Genomic DNA, 21296 nt, shown 5'->3' on the forward strand with positions numbered 1-21296 from the left:
AGCGCTGAAGCGGGCTGCTGAAGCTCAGGCTTCGGGGCTGAGGGTTTCCAGCTGGCGGCGCACGTCTTCGATCGCCCGGTTGAGCTCGTTCACCTTGTGCTGCAGTTCGTGCTTGAGCAGGGGCCGCCGCTCCTCGCCCTCCTCGCTGTCACGGAAGCCCCCCTGCAGCCGCGAGAGCGCCAGAGTGCGGCGCTGACGCAGGGCCAGATGGCGGCGCTCGGCTTCAGCCAGCAACCACCAGGCCAGACCAGCCGCACCGATCACCGCCCCGGCGATGGCGCTGGCCAGGATGGGACTGACGGGAGATCCGCGTTCGGCCATGGCTGCTCGATCCTGCAAACCCCGATGGGACGAGCTTAGAGCTGCTCCGCCACCCGCAGAGCGTTGGCGATCACGGTGAGGCCTGGCGAGACGATCGGGCAGCTGGGGAAGACGCTGGCATCGGCGATGGTGAGATTGGCCAGGCCGTGGACGCGGCCGTTGCGATCGACCACGGAGGTGGCTGGATCCGCTCCCATGCGGCAGGTGCCGCAGGCGTGGCCGATCACCGCCAGGGGCGCCTCACCGCGGGGATAGAAGGGAGCCGGGCGCACCTCGGGGGTGAGCGGATCGGCATCCACGGCCTTGAGCACCGAGAGCCAGCGGTACACGAGCCGGTCGTGGGCTTCGAGGTTGTTGGCCAGGTACTGGATGCTCAGCCGCTCGCCGCGCAGCTCGATGCGGTTCTCGGGGTCGGGCAGCACCGGACTCATGGCCCACCAGCAGATCGAGCGCACCGCCAGTTGCTCCAGGGCCGTGTTGGGCAGCAGCCGCGTCACCAGGGAGAGCACCGGGGGCGATTCGGCGAACTGGGCGTCCTGCAGCACCCCACCACCGGTTTCGATATGGCCGAGCGGGAAGCTGACGTTCTGATCCCCCCAGAGGTAGTCGTTGACGCCGAGGCTGCGGGGGAAGCGGCCGCTGTGGGGTTCGCGGGCCAGCTGCAGGATCGCGGTGAGCTGGGGCTTCATCAGGTGACGGCCCACCTGGCTGTTGCCATTGGCCAGGCCGTGGGGGTGGATTGAGCTGCGGGAGCGCAGCAGCAGGGCCGGAGTGTTCACCGCACCGGCGGCCAGCACCACCTGATCGCCGCGGAACAGCCAGTTCTGACCATCAATCTCCACTTCCACCCCCTTGACCTCGCGGCCGCTGGGATCCACGTGCAGCTTGGTGACGCGGGCGTTGCTGATCAGGCGGGTGCCGGGCTGCTCCAGGGCCGGCTGCACCCCGAACAGTTCCGCGTCGCCGCTGGGATCCTCCAGCTGCTCCGACCAGCTCAGCGGCAGGTCGTAGGGATGGGTGCCCTGGCGCTGCAGGCCCTGGCGCAGGGGCTCGAACAGCGGATCCAGCGGCAGCGGCTCATGGGGGTAGGGGCCGCTGCGCGGCGGCTGCTGCGGATCCGTGCCGCTACGGCCATGGACCCTGTAGAGGACCTCAGCCCTGTCGTACCAGGGGGCGAGCTCGTCGTAGCCGAGGGGCCAGGCGGGGGCCACGCCCTCCTGCAGGGGCAGGCCTTCGAACTCCCGCGGCCACATGCGCTCCAGCACCCCGCCCCAGATCTTGGTGTTCCCGCCCAGGGCGTAGATCGTCTGGGGGGAGAAGGGATCGCCATCGGGGCCGAACCAGTCGTCGCCGGGGTGATAGCGGTCCTTGCGGAACAGATCGACGCTGGCCACGTTCTGATCGGCCAGATCCATGGCCCCGCCGCGCTCCAGCAGCAGCACCGAGCGGCCCCTGGCCGCCAGCGCTCCAGCGAGGGTGCCTCCGGCGGCGCCGGAGCCGATCACGATCACATCGTGGTGCTGGTCGTCGAGGATCATGACCAGGCGTAAAGAAGAAGAAAGAGCATCACCCAGATCACATCCACGAAATGCCAGAACAGGGAGGTGGCGATCACCCCCTGTTCACCAGCCGCGTAGTTGGCCGGGCGGAAGGAGCGCTGCAGCATCAGGGCCATCAGCAGGATGCCGCTGAGCACATGCAGGCCATGAAAGCCGGTGAGCAGGTAGAAGCAACTGCCGAAACTGCCGCTGGTGATCCCGAAAGACAGCGAGCGCCATTCGATCGCCTGGCCATAGAGGAACACTGCCCCCATCGCCATGCTCAGTAGCCAGAAGGCACGGAAGCCCCAGAGCTGGCCCTTGGAAAGGCAGCGCTCAGCCAGGGCCACCGTGCCGCTGCTGGACACCAGCACCACGGTGTAGAGCAGGGGGCTGCGCCACTCCAGCCCCTCCACCCCAGGCGGCAGCCACTGCAGGGCTGAGAGCTTCAGCACCGCATAGCCCGTGAAGAACGCCAGAAAGATGACGCTCTCAGAGCAGAGAAAGATGATGAAGCCGGTGAGGCTGTGGTTGGCGTGCTCCGCGCTGTGGCCCGCTGGGGATGGGCCCTGGGGGGAGCTGGTGGAGTCGAGGGGAGGGCTGATGGTCATGGCTCAGGTCTTGAGAAGGGCGCGCTCGATTTCATCCTGGTGCTCCACCAGCGGCCGGCCGGTGCCGTAGCCGTAGGGAGCGCTGATCACGGTGGGCACGTGATCCTCGAAGTTCTCAGCCGGGGGCGGTGAGGGCAGCAGCCACTCCAGGCCGATGGCCTTCCAGGGATTGGCCGGGGATTTCGGCCCCCGCACCCAGGAGCTCACCAGATTGAGCAGGAAGGGAATGATCGAAACCCCCAGCAGGAAAGCCCCGAGGCTGGCGATCACATTCCAGAAGGCGAATTCCGGGTCGTAGGACGACACCCGGCGGGGCATGCCCATCAGCCCGAGGGGATGCATCGGGAAAAAGTTGAGGTTGGTGCCCACAAAAGTGAGCAGGAAGTGCAGCTTGCCCAGGCCTTCATAATACATATGCCCGGTGAATTTCGGGAACCAGTGGTAGATCGCGGCGTAGACACCCATGGTGGCCGCTCCATAGATCACGTAATGGAAGTGGCCCACCACAAAATAGGTATTGTTGACGTGGATATCTACAGGCACCGTGGCCAACATGATGCCGGTGACGCCTGCGAACACAAAGTTGAACAGGCCACCGAGGGCGAACAGCATGGCCGTGTTCAGGCGTAACTTTCCTCCCCAGAGCGTGGCCAGCCAGGCGAACACCTTGATGCCGGTGGGCACCGCAATCAGCATGGTGGTGACCATGAAGACATCGCGCATCCACTGGGGAACGCCGCTGGGGAACATGTGGTGCACCCAGACGATCAGGCTCAGCCCCACGATCACCAGCGAGGCCCCGGCCACAAAGGGGTAGCCGAACAGGGGCTTGCGCGCATACACCGGAAACAGCTCGGAGAACACCCCGAACACCGGCAGGATGATCACGTAGACGGCGGGGTGGGAATAGAACCAGAAGAAGTGCTGGTAGAGCACCGGGTCACCGCCGCCCTCCGGCCGGTAAAAGGAGGTGCCCACCGCCAGGTCGAACAGCAGCATCACAGCACCGCCGGTGAGGGCGGGCAGACCGATCAGCTGAATCGTCTGGGCCGAGAGGGCCGTCCAGCAGAAGATCGGCATGCGGCCCAGGGTCATGCCAGGGGCACGCATGCGCAGGATCGTGGTCACGAAGTTGACGGCCCCCATGATCGAGGAGATGCCCGAGAGAGCCACCGCCAGGATCCAGAGGGCTTCCCCGTTGATCAGGTGCCCCAGGGGGTTCTGCAGGCTCACCGGCGGGTACGACCACCAGCCGGAGGAGGCCGGACCCCCCGGCACCAGGAAGCTGGCCATCAGGATCACCCCGAACACCGGCACCATCCAGAAGGCGGCGGCATTGAGCTTGGGAAAGGCCATGTCGGGGGCGCCGATCATGCAGGGAATCAGCAGGTTGTTGAGACCGTTGAGCACCGGAAAGATGAACAGGAAGAGCATGATCGTCCCGTGCATCGTGTAGAGGGCGTTGTACACGGTGCGATCCACCAGATCCGCCTCCGGTGTGATCAGCTCACCGCGCATGATCATCGCCAGCAGGCCGCCCACCAGCAGAAAGAACAGCGCGGTGACGATGTACTGGATGCCGATCACCTTGGCATCGGTGTTGAAGCTGAAGAAGCGCTTCCAGTTGTCCGGGGCACCGGGCACCGGATGGGGGGCCTTGAGGATGCGCGTATCAACGCCGGCAGTGGAGGTCATGGGATCAGCCGTCGTGGGGAAGGGTGTTGGAGCCGGGCACATTCACCAGCGGCGGCGGGGCCGGGGCGATGGTGGCGTAACCGCTGGGGCGATCGCCGCTGAGCTGCTGGGCGTACTCGCGCGAGGCCTCGCTGAGGCCCGGCTGCAGCGGCAGGCGGGAGGCGCGCCGCAGCCAGTCCTGGTAGGCCTCCTCGCTCTCCACCACCACATCGGCCTGGTTGGCGGCGAACCAGGTGCCGCTGTATTCCGAGTCGCGCAGGCGGTAGCGGCCTGCGCGGGTGGGGGTGATGAACAGGGTGATCGAGCGGCCTGGGATCACCTGCTGCTTGAGCCGAAAGGCCGGCACATAGAAGCCGTGGATCACGTCTTCGCTCTCCAGCTGCAGGCCGAGGCGGCGATCAATCGGCATGTGCAGCTCCGTGGAGGAGACCCCCGCCACCGGGTAGCGGAACTCCCACGACCACTGGCGGGCGATCACCTGCACCTCGCCGCCTGGCATGGAGGCGCCGGCAGCGGAGCTGGCGCTGGCTGGGGCATGGGAGTGGTCCATGGGACCGATCAGGCCGATCTCGCGGTTCACCTGGATCGTGTAAAAGGCGATGCCCATCACCAGCACCAGGGGAATCACGGTCCAGGTGATCTCCAGGGCGGTGTTGCCCTCGATCGGCTCCGCATCGCTGATGTCGTACTTCTCGGCGCGGTTGAAGAGCACCACCCAGACCATCACCGACACCACCCCGACGAACACGAAGGTGGCGACGGCCGTTTCGAAACCGAAGAGGCCATCCACCAGCGGTGCCGCCGACGAGGCCGACACCGGCAGCCAGCGGGGCACCTGGGCCCCCATCCAGAGGCTGAACAGGGTGAGCAGCACCAGCCAGAGGGCGAGGCCGATCAGCCGGGGCCAGGGAAAGCGCTGCGGGGTGGAGGTCATGGCAGGGCCTCACGCAGGCTGGCGCCTTCGCCCAGCAGCTGGCTGGCCGTGACGTGCACGCCGAACTCCACCCCCAGCTGGGCGCCGAGGGTGCCGTGCCAGGCCATCAGCGCAAACACCAGCAGACCCACCAGCAGGTAGCTCCACTGCACCTGACGGCCCATCTCACGGCGCCAGCGGAAGCGCTGAAAGCCACGCCAGACGGTCATCAGCACGATCGCGAACAGCAGGGCCACGCCAACGGCCCCATGCCAGAGCATGGTGGCGGTGCTGCCCATGGCGAAGCTGCTGGTGATCCCGGGAAGCGGATCAGCCAGCTGCATCTCCACAAAACCCGCCGCCACGGTGAAGAAGCTGATCAGGCAGCAGGCCAGCAGGTTGTACCAGCCCACATCGTGCAGGCCGGAGCGGGTCACCGGCAGGGCCAGGAAGCGGAACAGACGCTTCTCGAAGGGAAAGAGCGCCCCGGCGATATCGAAGGCGACGGCGATCACGAACAGGCCGATCGTGAGATGGACCAGGTTCGGGTGGATCGGCAGCCGGTAGGGCAGATCATTGGCTCCAAGCTCCATCACACCAGTCCTGCGCGCATCGCCTCCACCACCTTGACGGTGTGCAGGCCATAGACCCAGATCAGCTGGTTGCCGAGCACCACCTGCACCACCACCAGGGCGCTGAGCAGGCTGCCCGCACCCAGAAAAGCCAGGGGCAGCTGCAGCGGGTCACGGCTGCGGATCACGTAGCGCCAGGCGGTGAGCACCGAGAGCACCCCGGCCAGCACCCAGCCGAGGGTGCTGTGCAGGTTGAGGATGTCGCGGGAGGCGCCGTAGGGATTGGCCAGCCCCGCCTCCACCTGGCCGAAGATGATCGCGATGAAGATCGCCACCGTGGCGAAGAGCAGATTCCAGAAGCTCACCTCGTAGAGCGACGGCTTGCCCGCCAGACGACCGATGACGTCGAAGACGAAGGCGATCAGGGCCATCGCAATCACGAAATGGACGACGATCGGGTGGATCGTGTCGATCCAGGGAAGGTTGCGATCGTTGAGGGGAGGGAGAAGCTCGAACATGGGCGCTCACCCGACCTGCCACTCCATCCAGCTTCGGAGGCCGCATGCTGCGGGGGTGACCACGGTCAGGGAATGCGGTTCTCAGCAGCCTGCAGCCAGCAGCCTGCAGCCATCAGCCGCGGCGGCCAACCAGCCAGACGGCCCCCAGCAGGGCCGCCAGCACCAGGCTGATCTCAATCAAGCCGCCGCTCCACATCCACTCCTCAGTGGTGAATTCAGCCAGCAACGTGGCCGTGGAGACAGAAGGCAGAGGCACGGGGTTGGCCGCGGGGATGTCCCCAGTTTCACTCGCCCGCCAGGGCCGCTTCCGCCCGCCGTGGGTCCACCGCCCCCAGGGTTCCCCCGCCGGGGAGCGCCTCGAGCGAGTGGGCCGCCCCCATGGCTGGTGACAGCCGCCAGCTGTGGCCCATCGTCTCCAGCAGCTGGAGGGTGTCGGGGCTGATGCCCTGCTCCACCGCCAGCCGATCGGGCCAGTGCTGGCTGTGGATCCGGCTGGCGGCCACCGCCGAGGCCAGGTTGAGACCGTGCTCCAGGCGGTTGAGCAGCACCTGCAACACGGTGGTGATGATGCGGCTGCCGCCGGGGCTGCCGGTGGCCAGCAGCGGGCCACCGGCGGGGGTGAGCACCAGGGTGGGCGCCATCGAGCTCAGCGGTTGCTTGCCCGCTGCGATCGCATTGGCCTCTCCCTGCACCAGGCCGAAGGCGTTGGCGGCCCCCGGCAGGGCCGTGAAATCGTCCATCTCGTTGTTGAGCAGGAAGCCGGCCCCCGGCACACTCACGCCATTGCCGTAGGGAAAGTTGAGGGTGGTGGTGGTGGCCACCATCGTGCCGTCACGGTCGATCACCGAGAGGTGGGTGGTGTTGGGGCTCTCGGCGGAGGGGCCGCCGGCCGGAGGATCGAGCTCCCGCGCCGGCCGGTGGCGCCCGGCCTGGATCGTGCGGCGCAGCTCATCGGCATAGCCCTGGCTCAGCAGCCGCTCCAGGGGCATGGCCACAAAGCGGGGATCGCCCAGCCAGCGGTTGCGGTCGCGGTAGGCCAGGTTCATCGCCTCCGCCATCGGGTGCAGGGCGGCGGCGCTGTTGAGGCCGAGGGCCGCCAGATCAAAGCCCTCGAGGATGTTGAGCAGCTGGATCAGCGTGACCCCACCGGAGCTGGGTGGGGGCATGGCGATCACGGGATGGCCGCGCCAGTCCCCCAGCAGGGGCGGCTGAAGCCGAGCCCGGTAGCCGCTCAGATCGGCGGCGCTGATCAGGCCTCCCCTGCGGCGCATCAGGGCCACCAGCGCCTCGGCCACCGGCCCCTGATAGAACCCCCGCTCACCCTGGGCGGCGATGCGCCGCAGGGTGGTGGCCAGCTCGGGCTGACGCAGGCGCTCGCCCGGCCGGTAGGGACGCCCGCCGGGGCGCAGGAACAGCCGCGTCGATTCGGGATCAGCCCGCAACAGGGGGGCCGCGGCCTCAAGGGAATCAGCCAGGGCCTTGCTCGCCACCACCCCCTGCTCCGCCAGGCGGATCGAGGGGGCGATCACCCGAGCGAGGCTCAGGCGGCCGTAGTGGCGGTGGGCCAGCAGCAGCCCCGCCACCGTGCCGGGCACCCCGCTGCTGAGCAGGCTGCGGGTGGCCTTGCGGCGATCCACCGCCCCGGAGGCATCGAGGAACAGATCGGGCCCGGCCGCCAGGGGAGCGCTCTCGCGGAAGTTGACCGTGACGGCCCGGCCCTGGCCCACCCGCCGCTCCTGGGGTCCCAGCGGCCGCCCCCGACTGAGCCGCTCCGGCTGCCAGAGCACCAGGAACCCGCCGCCACCGAGGTTCCCCGCCTGGGGATGGCTGACCGCCAGGGCGAAGGAGGTGGCCACCGCCGCATCGACGGCATTGCCCCCGTCGCGCAACACATCACGGCCCACCCGCGAGGCCTCCGCCTCCTGGCTGGCCACCATCCCCCCCGCCGACCACTGCGGCTGGAAGCGCTGGCTGGCCTCCTGGAGCACATTGGCGGCCGCTGGCAGCGGCAGAAAGGAGAACGAGCTGAAGAACGCCAGCGCCAGCAGGGCCCCTCCCGCCACGCTCAGCCGCCTGAGCCGCCGGCGGCGGCGGCGTTCAGAGGCCGCCATAGCCGCCGCCTCCGGGGGTTTCGATCACGAGCACATCCCCGGCCGCCAGCTCCAGCCGCGCCGATCCGCCCAGCTCCAGCTCGCGGCCATCGCGCTGGATCAGCCGGTTGCGGCCCAGGGCGCCCGCACCGCCGCCGGCCAGCCCGAAGGGAGCCACCTGGCGGGAACTGGAGAGGAGTGCGGCGGTCATGGGCTCGAGAACGCGGATCCGCCGCACCACCCCATCCCCGCCCCGCCAGCGGCCCTCGCCGCCGCTGCCGCGCCGCAAAGCGAAGGCCTCCAGGCGCACCGGAAAGCGCTGTTCGAGAATTTCAGGGTCGGTGAGGCGCGAGTTGGTCATGTGGCTCTGCACTGCCGAAGCACCGGCAAAACCCCGGCCGTCGAGGCCGCGGCCGGCGCCGCAGCCGCCGCAGATCGTTTCGTAATACTGATAGCGCGCGTTGCCGAAGCTGAGGTTGTTCATGGTGCCCTGGGCGGCGGCCATCACCCCGAGGGCGGCGAAGAGGGCATTGGCGATCGCCTGCGACGTTTCGACATTGCCGGCCACCACCGCGGCCGTAGGGCCGGGGCGCAGCAGGCAGCCCGGTGGCACCAGCAGCTCCAGCGGCCGGAAGCAGCCGGCATTGAGCGGCACCGACTCCCCCACCAGGCAGCGGAACACGTAGAGCACCACCGCCCGGGTGATCGCCAGGGGGGCATTGCGGTTGCCCGGGTCCTGGGGGGAAGTGCCGCTGAAATCGATCAGCGCCCGGCGGGAGGCCCGATCGATGCTCACCGCCACCTGGATGCGCAGGCCGCCATCGAGGGGGAGGCTGAAGGCGCCGGGCTCGAGCCGATCGATCACCCGCCGCACCGCTTCGGCGCCGTTGTCCTGCACATGGGCCATGAAGGCGCTCAGCCGCTGGATGCCCTCTCGCCGGGCCAGGTCCAGCAGCAGCTGGGCCCCCAGCTGGTTGGCCGCCAGCTGGGCCTGCAGGTCGGCCAGCAGCTGCTCCGGGTTACGCACGGGATGGGGACCGGCCGCCAGCCGCCGCCTCCAGTCGTCGGCCAGCAGCACGCCATCGCGCAGCAGGGGCACGTTGTCGAGCAGGAGGCCCTCCTCGGCCAGGCAGCGGCTGAAGGGGGGCATCGAGCCGGGGGTGATGCCGCCCACATCGGCGTGATGGCCGCGGCAGGCCACAAACCCATCGGGTAAGGGCGCCGGCCCGGAGCTGTCCGTTGGATCCGCTCCCTCGCGGGGCACGAACACCGGGGTGATCAAGGTGAGGTCGGGGAGGTGGGTGCCGCCGTTGGCGGGGTCGTTGGAGACGATCGCGTCGCCGGGCCTCAGGGCTGGGCGCTCCCCCCGCCGTACCGCCGCCAACAGAGCGGCCACGCTGGCCCCCATCGAGCCCAGGTGCACGGGGATGTGGGGGGCATTGGCCACCAGCTGCCCCGCTTGATCGAAGAGGGCACAGGAGAAATCAAGGCGCTCGCGGATGTTCACCGAGCGGGCGCTCTGCTGCAGGCGCACCCCCATCTGCTCGGCGATGGCGCTGAAGCGGTGGTTGAACAGCTCCAGGCTCACCGGATCCACGCTGGTCCCCCGCTGCGCCGGCAGTTCCGCTGGCCGTTCAGCTGGCTGCTGCGCTGCTGACCCATGGCTGAGCAGCAGGCAGGCATCGGTCTGGCACTCCGCCCGCCAGCCCGGGGGCAGCCAGATGGTGCCGGTGGCCTCCACCAGCAGCGCTGGGCCCTTAAGCCGCTCATTCGCCGCCAGCTGCTCACGGCGGAGCAACGGACCGGATCGCCAGGCGCCGTTGCAGTGGAGCGGGATCAGCCGTTGCTCGCCGATTGTGGCGGCTCGATCCAGCCGGCGGGCTGCGCCGATCTCAGTGGCGCCAGCCTCAACCTCAGCGGCATCGGCAGCCGCCACCACCTCCACCAGCAGCCACTCCACCAGCAGCTCGGCGTTGTCGGGGCTGTGGCCGAAACGACGGTGATGGTCGCGCTCGAACTGGCGCCGCAGGGCCCCGGCCTCCTGCAGCTCAAGGGGCAGGCTGAGCTCGCTGGCCGCCAGCCGCACGCCCACACTCACCTCGGCGCGGGCCTCGGCGCCCAGGGCCCGCTGACCCCGCTCCAGCAGGACAGAGGCCTGGAGATGCAGCTGCTCCACCAGCTGCTGATCCAGGGGACGGCGCACCGGCTCCTCCAGCAGCAGGCGCTGGTCGGCCAGGCCGATGCCGTAGGCCGAGAACACCCCCGCCAGGGGATGGAGCAGCACCCGGGCCATGCCCAGCCGCTCGGCCAGGGCACAGGCGTGCTGGCCGCCGGCGCCGCCGAAGCAAACCAAGGTGGCGTCGCGCAGATCGTGGCCGCGCTGGATCGAGATGCGCCGGATCGCCTCCGCCATCCGCTCCGTGGCAATGGCCAGGGCCCCTTCCGCCAGGGCCTCCGGCGTGGTGGCGACCCCACTGGCCTGGGACACCTGCTGCGCCAGCTGCTGGAAGCCCTGCCGCACCACCCAAGGATCGGGGCCCTGATCTCGATCGGGGCCAAAGACCGCCGGAAACGCCTCGGGCTGAAGGCGGCCCAGCAGCAGGTTGGCGTCGGTGATGGTGAGTGGGCCGCCGCGCCGGTAGCAGGCCGGGCCGGGATCGGCCCCGGCGGAGGCGGGCCCCACCTGCAGCCGCTGGCCATCGAAGTGCACAAGCGACCCCCCGCCGGCCGCCACGGTGTGGATCGGCAGCCTCTCCGCCTGCAGGGTGAGGCCGGCGATCTCGGTGTCGTGGCGGCGCCCCCAGCCCGGGGCCGGCCCGCCGGCCTCCCCATGGAAGACATCGGTGGAGGTGCCGCCCATGTCGAAGCCCACGATCGCTGTGCCCCTCCCCTCCGCCAGGCGCACGGCCGCCACCATGCCGCCGGCCGGCCCGGAGAGGATCGTGTCCTTGGCTTTGAGCAGCTCCGGGGCCACCAGGCCGCCGCTCGACTGCATCACCCGCAGGCGGCAGTGGGGCCCGAGCTCGGCGATCAGCTGATCCAGATAGGCCTTCAGGGCCGGCGCCACGGTGGCCTCCACCACAGCCGTCTGGGCCCGGGGCACCAACCGCGGCCGCCGGCCCAGCCGGTGGGAGAGCACCACCGGATCGAAACCGAACGGCGCCAGCCACTGGCCCAGCTGACCTTCGTGGCGGGGATGGCGGGCGCTGTGCAGCAGGGCCACCGCGCAACTGCTGAAACCATCGCGGCGGGCCTGGCGCAGGGCCTGCTCCAGCGCCCCGTCGAGCTGCAGCGGCGTGAGCTCTTGGCCATCGGCCGCCAGGCGCCCCTCCACCTCCAGCACCCGGCGGTAGCGCGGGGCCGGCCGCTCCACCTGCAGGGCAAACAGGTCAGGCCGGTGCTGGTCGCCGATCCAGGCGGCATCGGCAAAGCCGCGGCTGATCAACAGCAGGGTGGGGGCACCGCGATCCTCCAGCAGGGCATTGGTGGCCGCGGTGGTGCCGATGCGCACCTCCCGCACCGCGCCGGCGGGAATGGGTTGAGCGGGCCCCAGCCCCAGCAGCTCCCGCATCGCCGCCACCGCCGGATCACCAGAGCGCCCAGGCGGCTGCGAGAGCACCTTGCGCACCACGATCCGGCCGCTGGGGGAGCGGCCCACCAGATCGGTGAAGGTGCCGCCCCGATCGATCCAGAAGCTCCAGCCTGGCTGGGGGGGTTCGGTCTGCGCGGCGCTCACCCAGGCGCCTCAGCGGTAGTTCTCGAACTGCAGCGGCACTTCGGGATCTTCGGCGCGCAGCAGCTGGATCACCTGTTGCAGGTCGTCCTTGTTCTTGCCGGTGATGCGCAGGCTCTCGCCCTGGATCGCCACGGTGACCTTCTTGATCTGATCGCGCACGGTCTTGCTGAGCGATTTGGCCAGCTCCTGGCTGAGGCCCTTGCGCAGCTTGATCACCTGCTGGAGGCGGTTGCCGCCCACGGGCTCGGGGGTCTGGAAGTCGAAGATCTTGAGCGAGAGCTGGCGTTTGGTGGCCTTCTGGCGCAGCACATCGCTCACCGCGTCGAGGGTCATGTCGCTGGCGGTGGTGATGGTGAGGCTGGCGTCGTCGAGCTCGATCTCGGTCTTGGAGTCCTTGAGGTCGTAGCGCTGGCCCACCTCGCGCCGCACCTGGTCCACAGCATTGACCAGCTCCTGCCGGTCGAAATCGGAGACCACGTCGAAGGAGTAGGTGTCGGCCATGGGCAGCGGCTGCGCTCGGATCAGGGCCAATCCTAGAAAAGGGGCTTCGCTCCGCTCTGCTCAGCCGATGCCCACCCTCCAGATCGCCGCCGCGCCCGCCCTGGCCTGGTCCCTGCTGCTCTCGGGGGCGGTGGTGATCCTCAGCCTGGTGCCCCTGGGGGCCGGGCGGGCCAATGCCAACTTCACGCCCGAGGATCTGGCGGCGCCGCGGGCGATGTTCGAGCGGCTGCCGGCCTGGGGTCAGCGGGCCAACTGGGCGCACCAGAACAGCTTCGAAGCCTTCACCCTCCACGCTCCCGCCTGCCTGCTCTGCCTGCAGGCCGGGGCCACCGGCCCGCTGCTGACGGCGGCGGCCCTGCTGCAACCGCTGCTGCGGCTGATTTACATCGGCGCCTACGTGGCCAACCAGCCGCTGTTGCGCTCCCTCTGCTGGGCGGTGAGCCTGTCCTGCACCGCCGTGCTCTACATGGCGGGGCTCAAGGCCGTGCTGGCGGGTTAGCCGTGCTGGCGGGTTAGCCCTTCTGCAGGCCGCGCAGGGCCGCCAGCAGGGCCGCCGGGCTCTGGGGATCCACCATCAGCACGCTGCCGCCGGGGGCTTTGCCCAGCTCCTCGCCCATGGCCATCCAGTCCTGGGCCAGCAGCAGGCGCAGGGCCTCGGAACCCGATGGGCTGGCATCGATCAGGCGGGCCAGCTCAGCCGCCGCCCGGCCGCGGGCCGTGGCCAGCATCTCCTGCTGCTTGGCCTGGGCTTCGGCATCGAGCAGCAGGGCCTCCTGCTGGGCCTTGGCATCGAGCACCAGGGCCTCGGCGCGGCCCTTGGCCGCATTCACCTCGGCTTCGCGCTGCCCTTCCGAGCGCAGCACCGCCGCCCGCTTCTCGCGCTCGGCGCTCATCTGCATCTCCATCGCCTGCTGCACGCCGGGGGAGGGCATGATGTCGCGCAGCTCCACGCGGGTCACCTTCACGCCCCAGGGATCGGTGGCCTGGTCGAGCTCCTGCAGAAGCATCTCGTTGACGTCCTGGCGGGTGGTGAAGGTCTGATCGAGGTCAAGCTTGCCCATTTCGGCGCGGATCTGGGTGAGCACCAGGTTCACCATCGCCGCCTGCAGATCATCCACGGAGTAATGGGCCTTGGCGTGCTCCAGCAGCTGCCAATAGACCACCGCATCGACGGTGATCGAGACGTTGTCGCGGGTGATGCACTTCTGGGGCGGGATATCCAGCACCCGCTCCTTCAACGACTGATTGCTCACCACCCGCTCCAGGCCCGGCAACACGAAGGAGAGCCCCGGCTGCAGTTCGCGGTCGTAGCGGCCCAGGCGCTCCACCAGCAGGGAGCGGCCACCGCTGGTGACCTTCACGCCGCTGGCGCCGAGCAGGGCCAGCAGGGCCAGGGCAGGAATGGAGAAGAGAGCTTCCATGGCAGCAGGCGCCGCGAGGCACGCGAGGGAACAGCGGCCCAGCCAGAGCCGGATCCACCCTAGGAAGGCCACCGCCGCAGACTGGAAGGCCCCGAGCTGTCGTGATGCATCCCCTGATCTGGCTGGCCGGTGGCGGGGTGTTGCTGCTGCTGGAGCTGATCTTCCCCAGCGTCGATGGCTTGCTGATCGGCGGGGTGGCGGCGCTGCTGCTCTCGGCCGTCACCGCCCTGCTGCCCCTGGCGGCGGGCCTGCAACTGATCCTGTTCAGCCTGCTCTTCCTGGGGGGCTACGGCGGCCTGCGGCGCTGGTCGCTGCGGGGGCGCTCCACTCCCGATGTCCTCAGTGAACCCGGCGCTGAGCGGGCCGAGGTGATCCAGGCCTTCGACGAGCGCGGCCGGGGGCGGGTGCGCTGGCAAGGCCAGAGCTGGGCGGCCGAGCTGATGGAGCCCAGCGGCCAGAGCGGGCCCAGGCCAGGGGAGGACGTGACCGTGATGGGGCGCTCGGGCAACCGCCTGCAGGTGCTCGCTGCCCTCAGTCGAAGAACATCAGGCTGACCACCTTGTTCATGTCCTCGGCGGTGCGGCAGCTGGAGAGCAGGGTCTCGCTGTCGTGGAAGGCATAACAGATGAGTTGGTCGCAGCGGCCGATGATCTCCTGGTTGCAGAGGCTGCTGGCCATCGGCAGGGGTAGATCGTCGTGCTCGGGCTTCTCCACCAGATGCAGCACCCGCTCCATCTGCTCGCGGGATTCGCTGGGCTGACGATCCAGGCTCTGGGGCAGCAGCACGGTGAGCCGGGCGGAATCAACGCTGAGCACGCCGCGGATCACCGCCGCGTTCACCCCCTGGGAGCCGGAGGTGATCAGGTTGTGGCCCTCCTGGGCCAGGGAGCGGGCCACCAGTTCCACCAGGTGGATCGAGACGGCCGGCACGTGGCGGCTGCCAAGGATGGCGATGCGGCGCTTGCCGCGATCCTGAAGCAGGGCCAGCTCCTGGGCCAGCGTGTCAATCCGGTCGAGGGCCGGCAGATCAAGGGACCGGGTCACCTCGTGTATGCATCCGATGGGGGGAAACTAGCAGTGCCCTTGCGGGGAGCCTGCTTCAGACCCCGACCGCCAGGCCCAGGCGCTCGAACAGGCGATCAAAACAGCAGTGCTCCTCCACCAGGCGGATGGCGTAACTGGCCTTGACCGTCTCGTGCAGACGCACGTGGCCGAAGGCCCGCTCGATCACCTCCACCGTCGTCAGGGTGTCCTGCTCCACCTTCAGGATCGGCACCTCCAGCTCCTCGGCGCGGCTGATCAGCTGGGGCAGGGGCTCACCGGCCCCCGTGAGGATCAGGCACTGGGTGGAGGCCTCCAGGGCCGCCAGCTGGATGTCGGTGCGGTCGGCACCGGTGACCACGGCCATGTTGCGGCGGCGGCGGAAGAACTCCATGGCGGAGTTCACATTCATGGCCCCGATCGAGAGGGTTTCCACCAGCAGATCCAGCCGTTCGGGGCAGCAGAGCACCCGTGCTTCGAGCCGATCCACCAGCTCTTCCACGGTGACGCTGCGCAGCAGCGGACTGCGGGGCATCACACCGAACACCGGCAGCCCCAGCTGCTCCAGGGCCGGCACCACCTCGGCGCGCAGGCGATCGACCGCCTCGGGATCGACGGCATTGAGCACCACCCCGGCCAGGCGGTCCTGGAGGAGATTGCGGGCCGCCAGCAGCTGATCGACGCTGCGGCTGTCCTCCCAGAGGTGAACGAGCACCACGGGGGCCTCCAGCCCACGGGCCAGCTGGGGCAGGCTGAGGCCGTAGAGCAGGCCCTCGCTGAGGGTGCCGGTGCCCTCCAGCAGGGTGAGGCCATCGGGGTAGGCGGCCAGCTGCTGGCGCAGGCGGCTGAAGCCCTCACCGGGCTCCAGATTGCCGCTCAGCAGCCTCTCCTGGGCGGTGGAGGCCGCCAGCAGTTCCAGGGAGGGCAGCAGGTGCTCCTCCGGCAGACCGAGGATGCTGCCCACGAAGCGCACGTCATCATCGAGGCAGGCCAGCGCTGCGGCTTCCCCCTGCCGTGGGGGCCGCACGCTGGTGGCCAGGGGCTTGCCGTAACGCACTGGCAGACCCTGCTTGGTCAGGGTCCGGGTGAGGCCGAGCACCAGGGCTGACTTGCCGCTGAAGGGATCACAGGATCCGATCAGCAAGGTGCTGCTCATGGCATGACCCCTGGGCTGGGCAGTAGGGGCGTCAATCTATGCGCCGGTGGGCAGCTCGCCCAGCAGCAACCAACGCCAGAAGGTCTCGGGCAGATCGCCGCGGGGATCCGTGCAGGGCGGGATCAGCGGCTGCGCCAGCAGGTCCATCAACCAGCGCACCAGCTCATGGGTGGGCCGCTCAAAGCTGTAGCCCAGCTCGGGCGCCTCGGGGAAACGCAGCTCACAGAAGCTCGTTTCCTGGGGAGCCAGACCCGCCCGCCAGCGCAGCAGAAACGGATGCTCCCCCTGCGGGCGCAACCGGCGCAGCCCCTCGATCTCACCGACAGCCAGCAGGGCGAGGGCCTGGATCAGCCAGGTGTCCCGCAGCACGCCATCGCAGTAGGGGGCATAGAGGGCCACCTGGGCGGGATCTGGGCTGGGGCTGGGGCTGGGGCTGGCGCCGAAGCGGGACAAACGACCCAAGGCAGGGGGCGGTTGGGGGAGGACACAGCGGCGCAGCGGGCCGCTCGCGGATGATTCCCTTGCAAAGAATGCCCACCCGGACGCCGCCGTGCCAGGTCAACACCCTTCAGCCCCGCTCTGGCCAGCCCTGCTGCCCCTGCGCGGCAAAACCGTGGCGGTGAGCGGGGCCCGGGGCGCCCTGGGCACGGCCCTGCTGCGGGCCCTCCATGGCCACGGGGCTGAGCTGATGGCGCTCACCAGCTCCCCTGAGCCGATGACCCTCAGCGACGGCGAGGACCGGCCGATCCCCCTGCGCAGCGTGGGCTGGTGCTGCGGCCAGGAGCAGGCCCTGGCGGCCTGCCTGCGCGAGGTCGACATCCTGGTGATCAACCACGGGGTGAACGTCTATGGCGATCGCAGCGCGGCGGCGATCGAGCGCAGCCTGGAGGTGAACGCCCTCAGCGCCTGGCGCCTGCTGGAGCTGTTCCTGCAGCTGCCGGAACGCCCCGCCGGCAGCCCCTGCCGGGAGGTTTGGGTGAACACCTCGGAGGCGGAGCTGCTGCCGGCCCTCAGCCCCCTCTATGAGATCAGCAAACGGCTGCTGGGCCAGCTGCTCAGCCTGCGGGCCCTCGATGGCCAGGGCGAGAATCCCTGCCGCATCCGGCGGCTGGTGCTGGGGCCGTTCCGCTCCGCCCTCAATCCCTACGGCGTGATGGGCGCGGGCTTCGTGGCCGGCCAGGTGATCGCCCAGGCCCGCCGGGGCTTCGGTCTGATCATCGTCACACCGAATCCGATCACGCTGGTGCTGGTGCCGCTGCAGATGGGCCTGAGGCACCTCTACGGACGCCTGTTCAGCCGGGCCGCCAGCTGAGGCGCTGGGCTCAGAAGTCGCGGTCGGTGAGGATCTCGCAGCCGTCGGAGGTGACCACGATCGTGTGCTCCCACTGGGCGGAGAGCGATCCATCCACCGTCACCACCGTCCAGCGGTCGCGCAGGGTGCGGCAATTCTTGCTGCCGGCATTGAGGATCGGCTCCACCGCCAGGGTCATGCCGGCGCGGAGCTTGAGGTTGGGCAGGTCGTCGGTGCGGAAGTTGAACACCGACGGCTCCTCGTGCAGGTTGCGGCCGACGCCATGGCCGGTGTAGTCCTCCACCACGCTGTAGCCGTGGGCTTCCACGTGGTCCTGCACGGCGCCGGCGATGTCGAGCAGGGTGTTGCCGGCCTTGATCTTGCTCAGACCCTGCATCAGGGATTCCTGGGCCACGCGGCTGAGGCGGGTGGCATCTTCGGAGCACTCACCCACGCAGATGCTGACGCAACTGTCGCCGTGGTAGCCCTCGAAGTAGGCGCCGGTGTCGATCTTGACCAGATCACCGGCCTTGATCACCTGCTTGGCGCTGGGGATGCCGTGCACCACCTGGTTGTTGATGCTCGAGCAGATGCTGGCCGGAAAGCCGTGATAGCCCTTGAAGCTGGGGGTGGCGCCCATGGCGCGGATGCGCTCTTCGGCGTGGCGATCGAGATCGGCGGTGCTCAGGCCCGGCTCGGCCATCTCCATGATCTCGCGCAGCACCGTGGCCACGATGCGACTGGCCTGGCGCATCACCTGGATCTCGCGGGCCGATTTGATCTCCACCCCGCGCCGACCCTTCTGGATGCGCGGGCCGGTGCTGGTGGTGGCGGACTGGGCCTTTGTTGCCACGGGGGCCGCCCGGCCCGGGGTGGCCGCCAGCAGATCAGCAAAAAGATTCATGGACGGAACCCGGGCAATCCAGGGTTCAAGCTATCAACTTTCCTGATCGAGGCTGTCGACCATGCAGCTCCTGGCCCGGCTACGCCGCTGGCATGCCCTGATCGGGCCGCTGGTGGTGCTGCCCCTGTTGATCACGGTCTGCAGCGGCATGGGCTACCGGCTGCTGCGCGACTGGGGCGGCCTCAGCCGCGACCAGGTGCATGGGCTGATGGTGCTGCACGAGGGCGAGTGGCTGGGGCCCGTGGGCGAAACCATCTATGTGGCCCTCAACGGCCTGGGGCTGCTGTGGATGCTGGTCACCGGCACCGGCCTGGCGCTGCAGAGCTGGAGTCGGCAGCGGCGGCGGCCGGAGCCGAAGGAGGGCGCCGGGGAGGGGGGAACATGAGCCGTTACAGTGGTTGTTTGGTCGGGCAATCCCAATCTCTGGGCTGGTCGCGGACAAGAAAGACAGCGCCGAACTGATGGCGGCACCGACGAACGACATCAACATGGAAGAAACGAGCGTGGATGAGACCGGCACTGCCGAGACCCCGGCCCCCACGGCCGTGGCTGACAAGCCCGCCGTGTCCTCGGCTCGCACCGGCAAGCTCAGCGCCCAGGAGCTGATCCGGGCCTTCGAGGCCGAGCAGCTCAAAAGCGATCTGCCCGAGATCTACGTGGGCGACACCGTGCGCGTGGGCGTGCGCATCAGCGAGGGCAACAAGGAGCGCATCCAGCCCTACGAGGGCGTGGTGATCGCCAAGCGCCACGGCGGCATGAATGAAACCATCACCGTGCGCCGGATCTTCCAGGGCGTGGGGGTGGAGCGGGTGTTTCTGCTGCACAGCCCTCAGGTGGCCGCGATCAAGGTGGAGCGTCGCGGTAAAGTGAGGCGTGCAAAGCTCTTCTACCTACGCGACCGTGTGGGGAAAGCCACCCGCGTGAAGCAACGCTTCGATCGCTGAAGCTTCACTGTTCATTTGCCCATGCCGGTGCCACTTCGCGCACCGGTTGAGGGGGCATCGTCATGCGCCGTTAGTTCAGCTGGTAGAACGCAGGTCTCCAAAACCTGATGTCGGGGGTTCAAGTCCTCCACGGCGCGCTCGATGCCCCTTCCTGCTCTTTCCTGGTTCCGGACATGGAGTTGGATCTACAACCCGGTGATGTGGTCAAAGTGCTCGAGTCCGCTGCCCTTGGCTGGGTGCGGGCGCGGGTCATCCGGGTCAAGTCCGGCGGTCGCGTGGTCGTTCAGAGCGATCAGGGCCGTGAATTCACAGCGCGGGGCAACCAGGTACGCCTGATTGAGCCCGCTGGCTTCCGCCCCTGAATCCCTGCCCCTGTCTCCGCCGGTTGACGGCGGGGCCAGCGGCAGTGGATACTTTCTCTGTCGTTACGACGACACCAAATGCCTGGTCGGGCAAGGCTTCTCAACCTTCCCGCCTCTCTTTTGGGACTGTAGTTCAACCGGTTAGAGCACCGCCCTGTCACGGCGGAAGTTGCGGGTTCGAATCCCGTCAGTCCCGTTTCACTCTCATGAGCATCCGCCAGTGACCGTTCGGGTTCGTCTGGCTCCCAGCCCCACGGGAACCCTGCACATCGGCACCGCCCGCACGGCGGTCTTCAACTGGCTGTTCGCCCGCCATCACGGCGGCGAATTTTTGCTGCGCATCGAGGACACCGACCGCGAGCGCTCCAGGCCCGCGTTCACGGCCGACATCCTCGATGGCCTCGCCTGGCTGGGTCTGAACTGGGACGCCGAACCCGTGATCCAGAGCGAGCGGATCGAGGAGCACCGCCGCGCCATCAGCCAGCTGCTGGAGGCTGGTCTGGCCTACCGCTGCTACGCCTCGGAAGCGGAGCTGGAGCAGATGCGCGAGCGCCAGAAGGCCAGCGGCTCCGCCCCCCGCCACGACAACCGCCACCGCCACCTCAGCGGCGAGCAGGAGCAGGCCTTCATCGCCGAGGGCCGCGAAGCGGTGGTGCGCTTCCGCATCGACGACGGTGCCAGCATCGGCTGGAGCGATCTGGTGCGCGGCGAGATGCGCTGGAGCGGCAGCGACCTGGGCGGCGACATGGTGATCGCCCGCCGGGCCCCGGCCGATCGCATCGGCGACCCGCTCTACAACCTGGTGGTGGTGGTCGACGACGCCGCCATGGCCATCAGCCATGTGATCCGCGGCGAGGACCACATCGCCAACACCGCCAAGCAGCTGCTGCTCTACGAAGCCCTCGGCCTGCCACTGCCGGTGTTTGCCCACACGCCGTTGATCCTCAACCCGGAGGGCCGCAAGCTCTCCAAGCGCGATGGGGTCACCTCCGTGGGCGAATTCCGCACCATGGGCTACACCGCCGAGGCGCTGGTGAATTACATGACCCTGCTGGGCTGGTCGCCGCCGGAGGGCATGGCTGAGCGCTTCACGCTGCCGCAGGCCGCAGAGGCGTTCAGCTTCGAGCGGGTGAACCGGGCCGGCGCCCGCTTCGACTGGGACAAGCTCAACTGGCTCAATGCCCAGGTGCTGCATGAGCTGGCCCCCGCCGAGCTGCGCCAGGCCCTGGTGCCGCTCTGGCAGGCCGAGGGCTGGCAGGCCCCCGGTGAGGAGGGTTCAGGCGATGGCGGCCGGGAGGCCTGGGAACTGGCCCTGGCTGAACTGCTGGGCCCTTCCCTGATCACCCTCAACGATGGCCTGGAGCAGGCCCGCCCCTTCTTCGTGCGCCCCGATCTCGACGCCGGCGCCAGCCAGCAGCTGGAGGTCGAAGGCGCCACCGCCGCCCTGACGGCGCTGCTGGAGCGGCTGCAGGACGGAGGTCTCAGCACTGAAGGGGCCCAGGCCCTGCTGGCCGAGGCCGCCAAAGCGGCGGGGGTGAAAAAGGGTGTGCTGATGAAGAGCCTCAGGGCCGCCCTGCTGGGCAGCCTCCAGGGCCCGGATCTGATCACCACCTGGTTGCTGCTGCACAGCAGCGGCGAAGACCGCACACGGCTGATGCTGGCCGTGGCACCCGCCTAGGGCC

Annotated in this window: 23 protein-coding genes and 2 tRNA genes; 9 read left to right on the forward strand and 16 right to left on the reverse strand. The window is 69.0% G+C overall.

Annotated elements, in window-relative coordinates:
- Window positions 1-24 precede the first annotated feature (24 nt).
- The 11 genes from KQ304_RS09365 to KQ304_RS09415 all read right to left on the reverse strand — a co-directional run bounded on the left by KQ304_RS09365 (window position 25) and on the right by KQ304_RS09415 (window position 12495).
- On the reverse strand, window positions 25-321 hold the full coding sequence (locus KQ304_RS09365; protein ID WP_259736833.1) for a hypothetical protein: 297 nt from the start codon (window positions 319-321) through the stop codon (window positions 25-27).
- Between the two features lie 35 nt (window positions 322-356).
- Window positions 357-1859, reverse strand: coding sequence for a GMC oxidoreductase (locus tag KQ304_RS09370; RefSeq protein WP_259736834.1), 1503 nt, complete (start codon window positions 1857-1859; stop codon window positions 357-359).
- Complete coding sequence (locus KQ304_RS09375; RefSeq protein WP_259736835.1) at window positions 1856-2470, reverse strand: heme-copper oxidase subunit III; 615 nt, start codon at window positions 2468-2470, stop codon at window positions 1856-1858. The genes KQ304_RS09370 and KQ304_RS09375 overlap by 4 nt, the downstream gene beginning before the upstream one ends.
- A 3-nt stretch (window positions 2471-2473) precedes the next feature.
- Window positions 2474-4165: a cbb3-type cytochrome c oxidase subunit I gene (locus KQ304_RS09380; RefSeq protein ID WP_259736836.1), complete on the reverse strand. Its 1692-nt coding sequence runs from the start codon at window positions 4163-4165 to the stop codon at window positions 2474-2476.
- 4 nt (window positions 4166-4169) lie between these two features.
- A complete protein-coding gene (locus KQ304_RS09385; protein WP_259736837.1) occupies window positions 4170-5099 on the reverse strand; it encodes a cytochrome c oxidase subunit II in 930 nt (309 codons plus the stop codon).
- A complete protein-coding gene (locus tag KQ304_RS09390; protein ID WP_259736838.1) occupies window positions 5096-5671 on the reverse strand; it encodes a DUF2231 domain-containing protein in 576 nt (191 codons plus the stop codon). The genes KQ304_RS09385 and KQ304_RS09390 overlap by 4 nt, the downstream gene beginning before the upstream one ends.
- The gene (locus KQ304_RS09395; RefSeq protein ID WP_259736839.1) at window positions 5671-6168 is read right to left on the reverse strand and encodes a DUF2231 domain-containing protein; all 498 of its coding nucleotides are present in this window, start codon (window positions 6166-6168) and stop codon (window positions 5671-5673) included. Before KQ304_RS09395 ends, KQ304_RS09390 begins: the two co-directional genes overlap by 1 nt.
- 112 nt (window positions 6169-6280) lie before the next feature.
- Window positions 6281-6424: a hypothetical protein gene (locus KQ304_RS09400; RefSeq protein ID WP_259736840.1), complete on the reverse strand. Its 144-nt coding sequence runs from the start codon at window positions 6422-6424 to the stop codon at window positions 6281-6283.
- 28 nt (window positions 6425-6452) lie between these two features.
- On the reverse strand, window positions 6453-8279 hold the full coding sequence (gene ggt / locus KQ304_RS09405; RefSeq protein ID WP_259736841.1) for a gamma-glutamyltransferase: 1827 nt from the start codon (window positions 8277-8279) through the stop codon (window positions 6453-6455).
- On the reverse strand, window positions 8266-11994 hold the full coding sequence (locus KQ304_RS09410; protein WP_259736842.1) for a hydantoinase B/oxoprolinase family protein: 3729 nt from the start codon (window positions 11992-11994) through the stop codon (window positions 8266-8268). Before KQ304_RS09410 ends, ggt begins: the two co-directional genes overlap by 14 nt.
- A 9-nt stretch (window positions 11995-12003) precedes the next feature.
- Window positions 12004-12495 (reverse strand): YajQ family cyclic di-GMP-binding protein, encoded by a 492-nt coding sequence (locus KQ304_RS09415; protein WP_259736864.1) that lies wholly within the window; start codon window positions 12493-12495, stop codon window positions 12004-12006.
- Between the two features lie 67 nt (window positions 12496-12562).
- Between KQ304_RS09415 and KQ304_RS09420 the strand changes: the two genes are divergently transcribed.
- The gene (locus KQ304_RS09420) at window positions 12563-12994 is read left to right on the forward strand and encodes an MAPEG family protein (RefSeq protein ID WP_259736843.1); all 432 of its coding nucleotides are present in this window, start codon (window positions 12563-12565) and stop codon (window positions 12992-12994) included.
- A 13-nt stretch (window positions 12995-13007) separates the two neighbouring features.
- Here the strand turns inward: KQ304_RS09420 and KQ304_RS09425 are convergent, their stop codons facing one another.
- A complete protein-coding gene (locus KQ304_RS09425; RefSeq protein WP_259736844.1) occupies window positions 13008-13916 on the reverse strand; it encodes an SPFH domain-containing protein in 909 nt (302 codons plus the stop codon).
- Between the two features lie 104 nt (window positions 13917-14020).
- On the opposite strand from KQ304_RS09425, the gene KQ304_RS09430 reads away from it, so the two are divergent.
- Entirely contained in the window at window positions 14021-14470 is a 450-nt protein-coding gene (locus KQ304_RS09430) for an NfeD family protein (protein WP_259736845.1), read from the forward strand.
- On the opposite strand, the gene KQ304_RS09435 is transcribed toward KQ304_RS09430, so the two are convergent.
- Genes KQ304_RS09435 through ebsA form a run of 3 tightly spaced genes read right to left on the reverse strand, consistent with a single transcriptional unit; the run spans window position 14448 to window position 16575 of the window.
- Window positions 14448-14960, reverse strand: a complete 513-nt coding sequence (locus KQ304_RS09435; RefSeq protein WP_259736846.1) for a DNA-protecting protein DprA — start codon at window positions 14958-14960, stop codon at window positions 14448-14450. The two genes, KQ304_RS09430 and KQ304_RS09435, sit on opposite strands and share 23 nt — an antisense overlap.
- A gap of 55 nt (window positions 14961-15015) precedes the next feature.
- Window positions 15016-16113 (reverse strand): phosphotransacetylase family protein, encoded by a 1098-nt coding sequence (locus KQ304_RS09440; RefSeq protein ID WP_259736847.1) that lies wholly within the window; start codon window positions 16111-16113, stop codon window positions 15016-15018.
- A 36-nt stretch (window positions 16114-16149) separates the two neighbouring features.
- Window positions 16150-16575 carry a type IV pilus biogenesis protein EbsA gene (ebsA, locus tag KQ304_RS09445; RefSeq protein WP_259736848.1) on the reverse strand — a complete coding sequence of 142 codons (426 nt, stop codon included), beginning with the start codon at window positions 16573-16575 and terminating at the stop codon, window positions 16150-16152.
- An 88-nt stretch (window positions 16576-16663) separates the two neighbouring features.
- Between ebsA and KQ304_RS09450 the strand changes: the two genes are divergently transcribed.
- Entirely contained in the window at window positions 16664-17425 is a 762-nt protein-coding gene (locus KQ304_RS09450; protein WP_259736849.1) for an NAD-dependent epimerase/dehydratase family protein, read from the forward strand.
- A gap of 10 nt (window positions 17426-17435) precedes the next feature.
- On the opposite strand, the gene map is transcribed toward KQ304_RS09450, so the two are convergent.
- Window positions 17436-18308 carry a type I methionyl aminopeptidase gene (map, locus tag KQ304_RS09455; protein WP_259736850.1) on the reverse strand — a complete coding sequence of 291 codons (873 nt, stop codon included), beginning with the start codon at window positions 18306-18308 and terminating at the stop codon, window positions 17436-17438.
- A 61-nt stretch (window positions 18309-18369) separates the two neighbouring features.
- On the opposite strand from map, the gene KQ304_RS09460 reads away from it, so the two are divergent.
- From KQ304_RS09460 to gltX, 6 genes are all read left to right on the forward strand, one after another.
- Window positions 18370-18693, forward strand: a complete 324-nt coding sequence (locus KQ304_RS09460) for a peptidase (RefSeq protein WP_259736851.1) — start codon at window positions 18370-18372, stop codon at window positions 18691-18693.
- A gap of 76 nt (window positions 18694-18769) precedes the next feature.
- On the forward strand, window positions 18770-19252 hold the full coding sequence (gene rplS, locus KQ304_RS09465) for a 50S ribosomal protein L19 (RefSeq protein ID WP_259736852.1): 483 nt from the start codon (window positions 18770-18772) through the stop codon (window positions 19250-19252).
- Between the two features lie 64 nt (window positions 19253-19316).
- A tRNA-Trp gene (locus KQ304_RS09470) sits at window positions 19317-19389 on the forward strand.
- 36 nt (window positions 19390-19425) lie between these two features.
- Entirely contained in the window at window positions 19426-19614 is a 189-nt protein-coding gene (locus tag KQ304_RS09475; protein WP_006043540.1) for a hyperconserved protein Hcp, read from the forward strand.
- Window positions 19615-19736: 122 nt separating this feature from the next.
- Window positions 19737-19810 (forward strand) — tRNA-Asp (locus tag KQ304_RS09480).
- Window positions 19811-19834: 24 nt separating this feature from the next.
- Complete coding sequence (gltX, locus tag KQ304_RS09485) at window positions 19835-21292, forward strand: glutamate--tRNA ligase (RefSeq protein WP_259736853.1); 1458 nt, start codon at window positions 19835-19837, stop codon at window positions 21290-21292.
- Window positions 21293-21296 lie beyond the last annotated feature (4 nt).

This window comes from Synechococcus sp. CS-1329 (genome assembly GCF_025128055.1).
Taxonomy (GTDB): Bacteria; Cyanobacteriota; Cyanobacteriia; order PCC-6307; family Cyanobiaceae; genus Regnicoccus_A.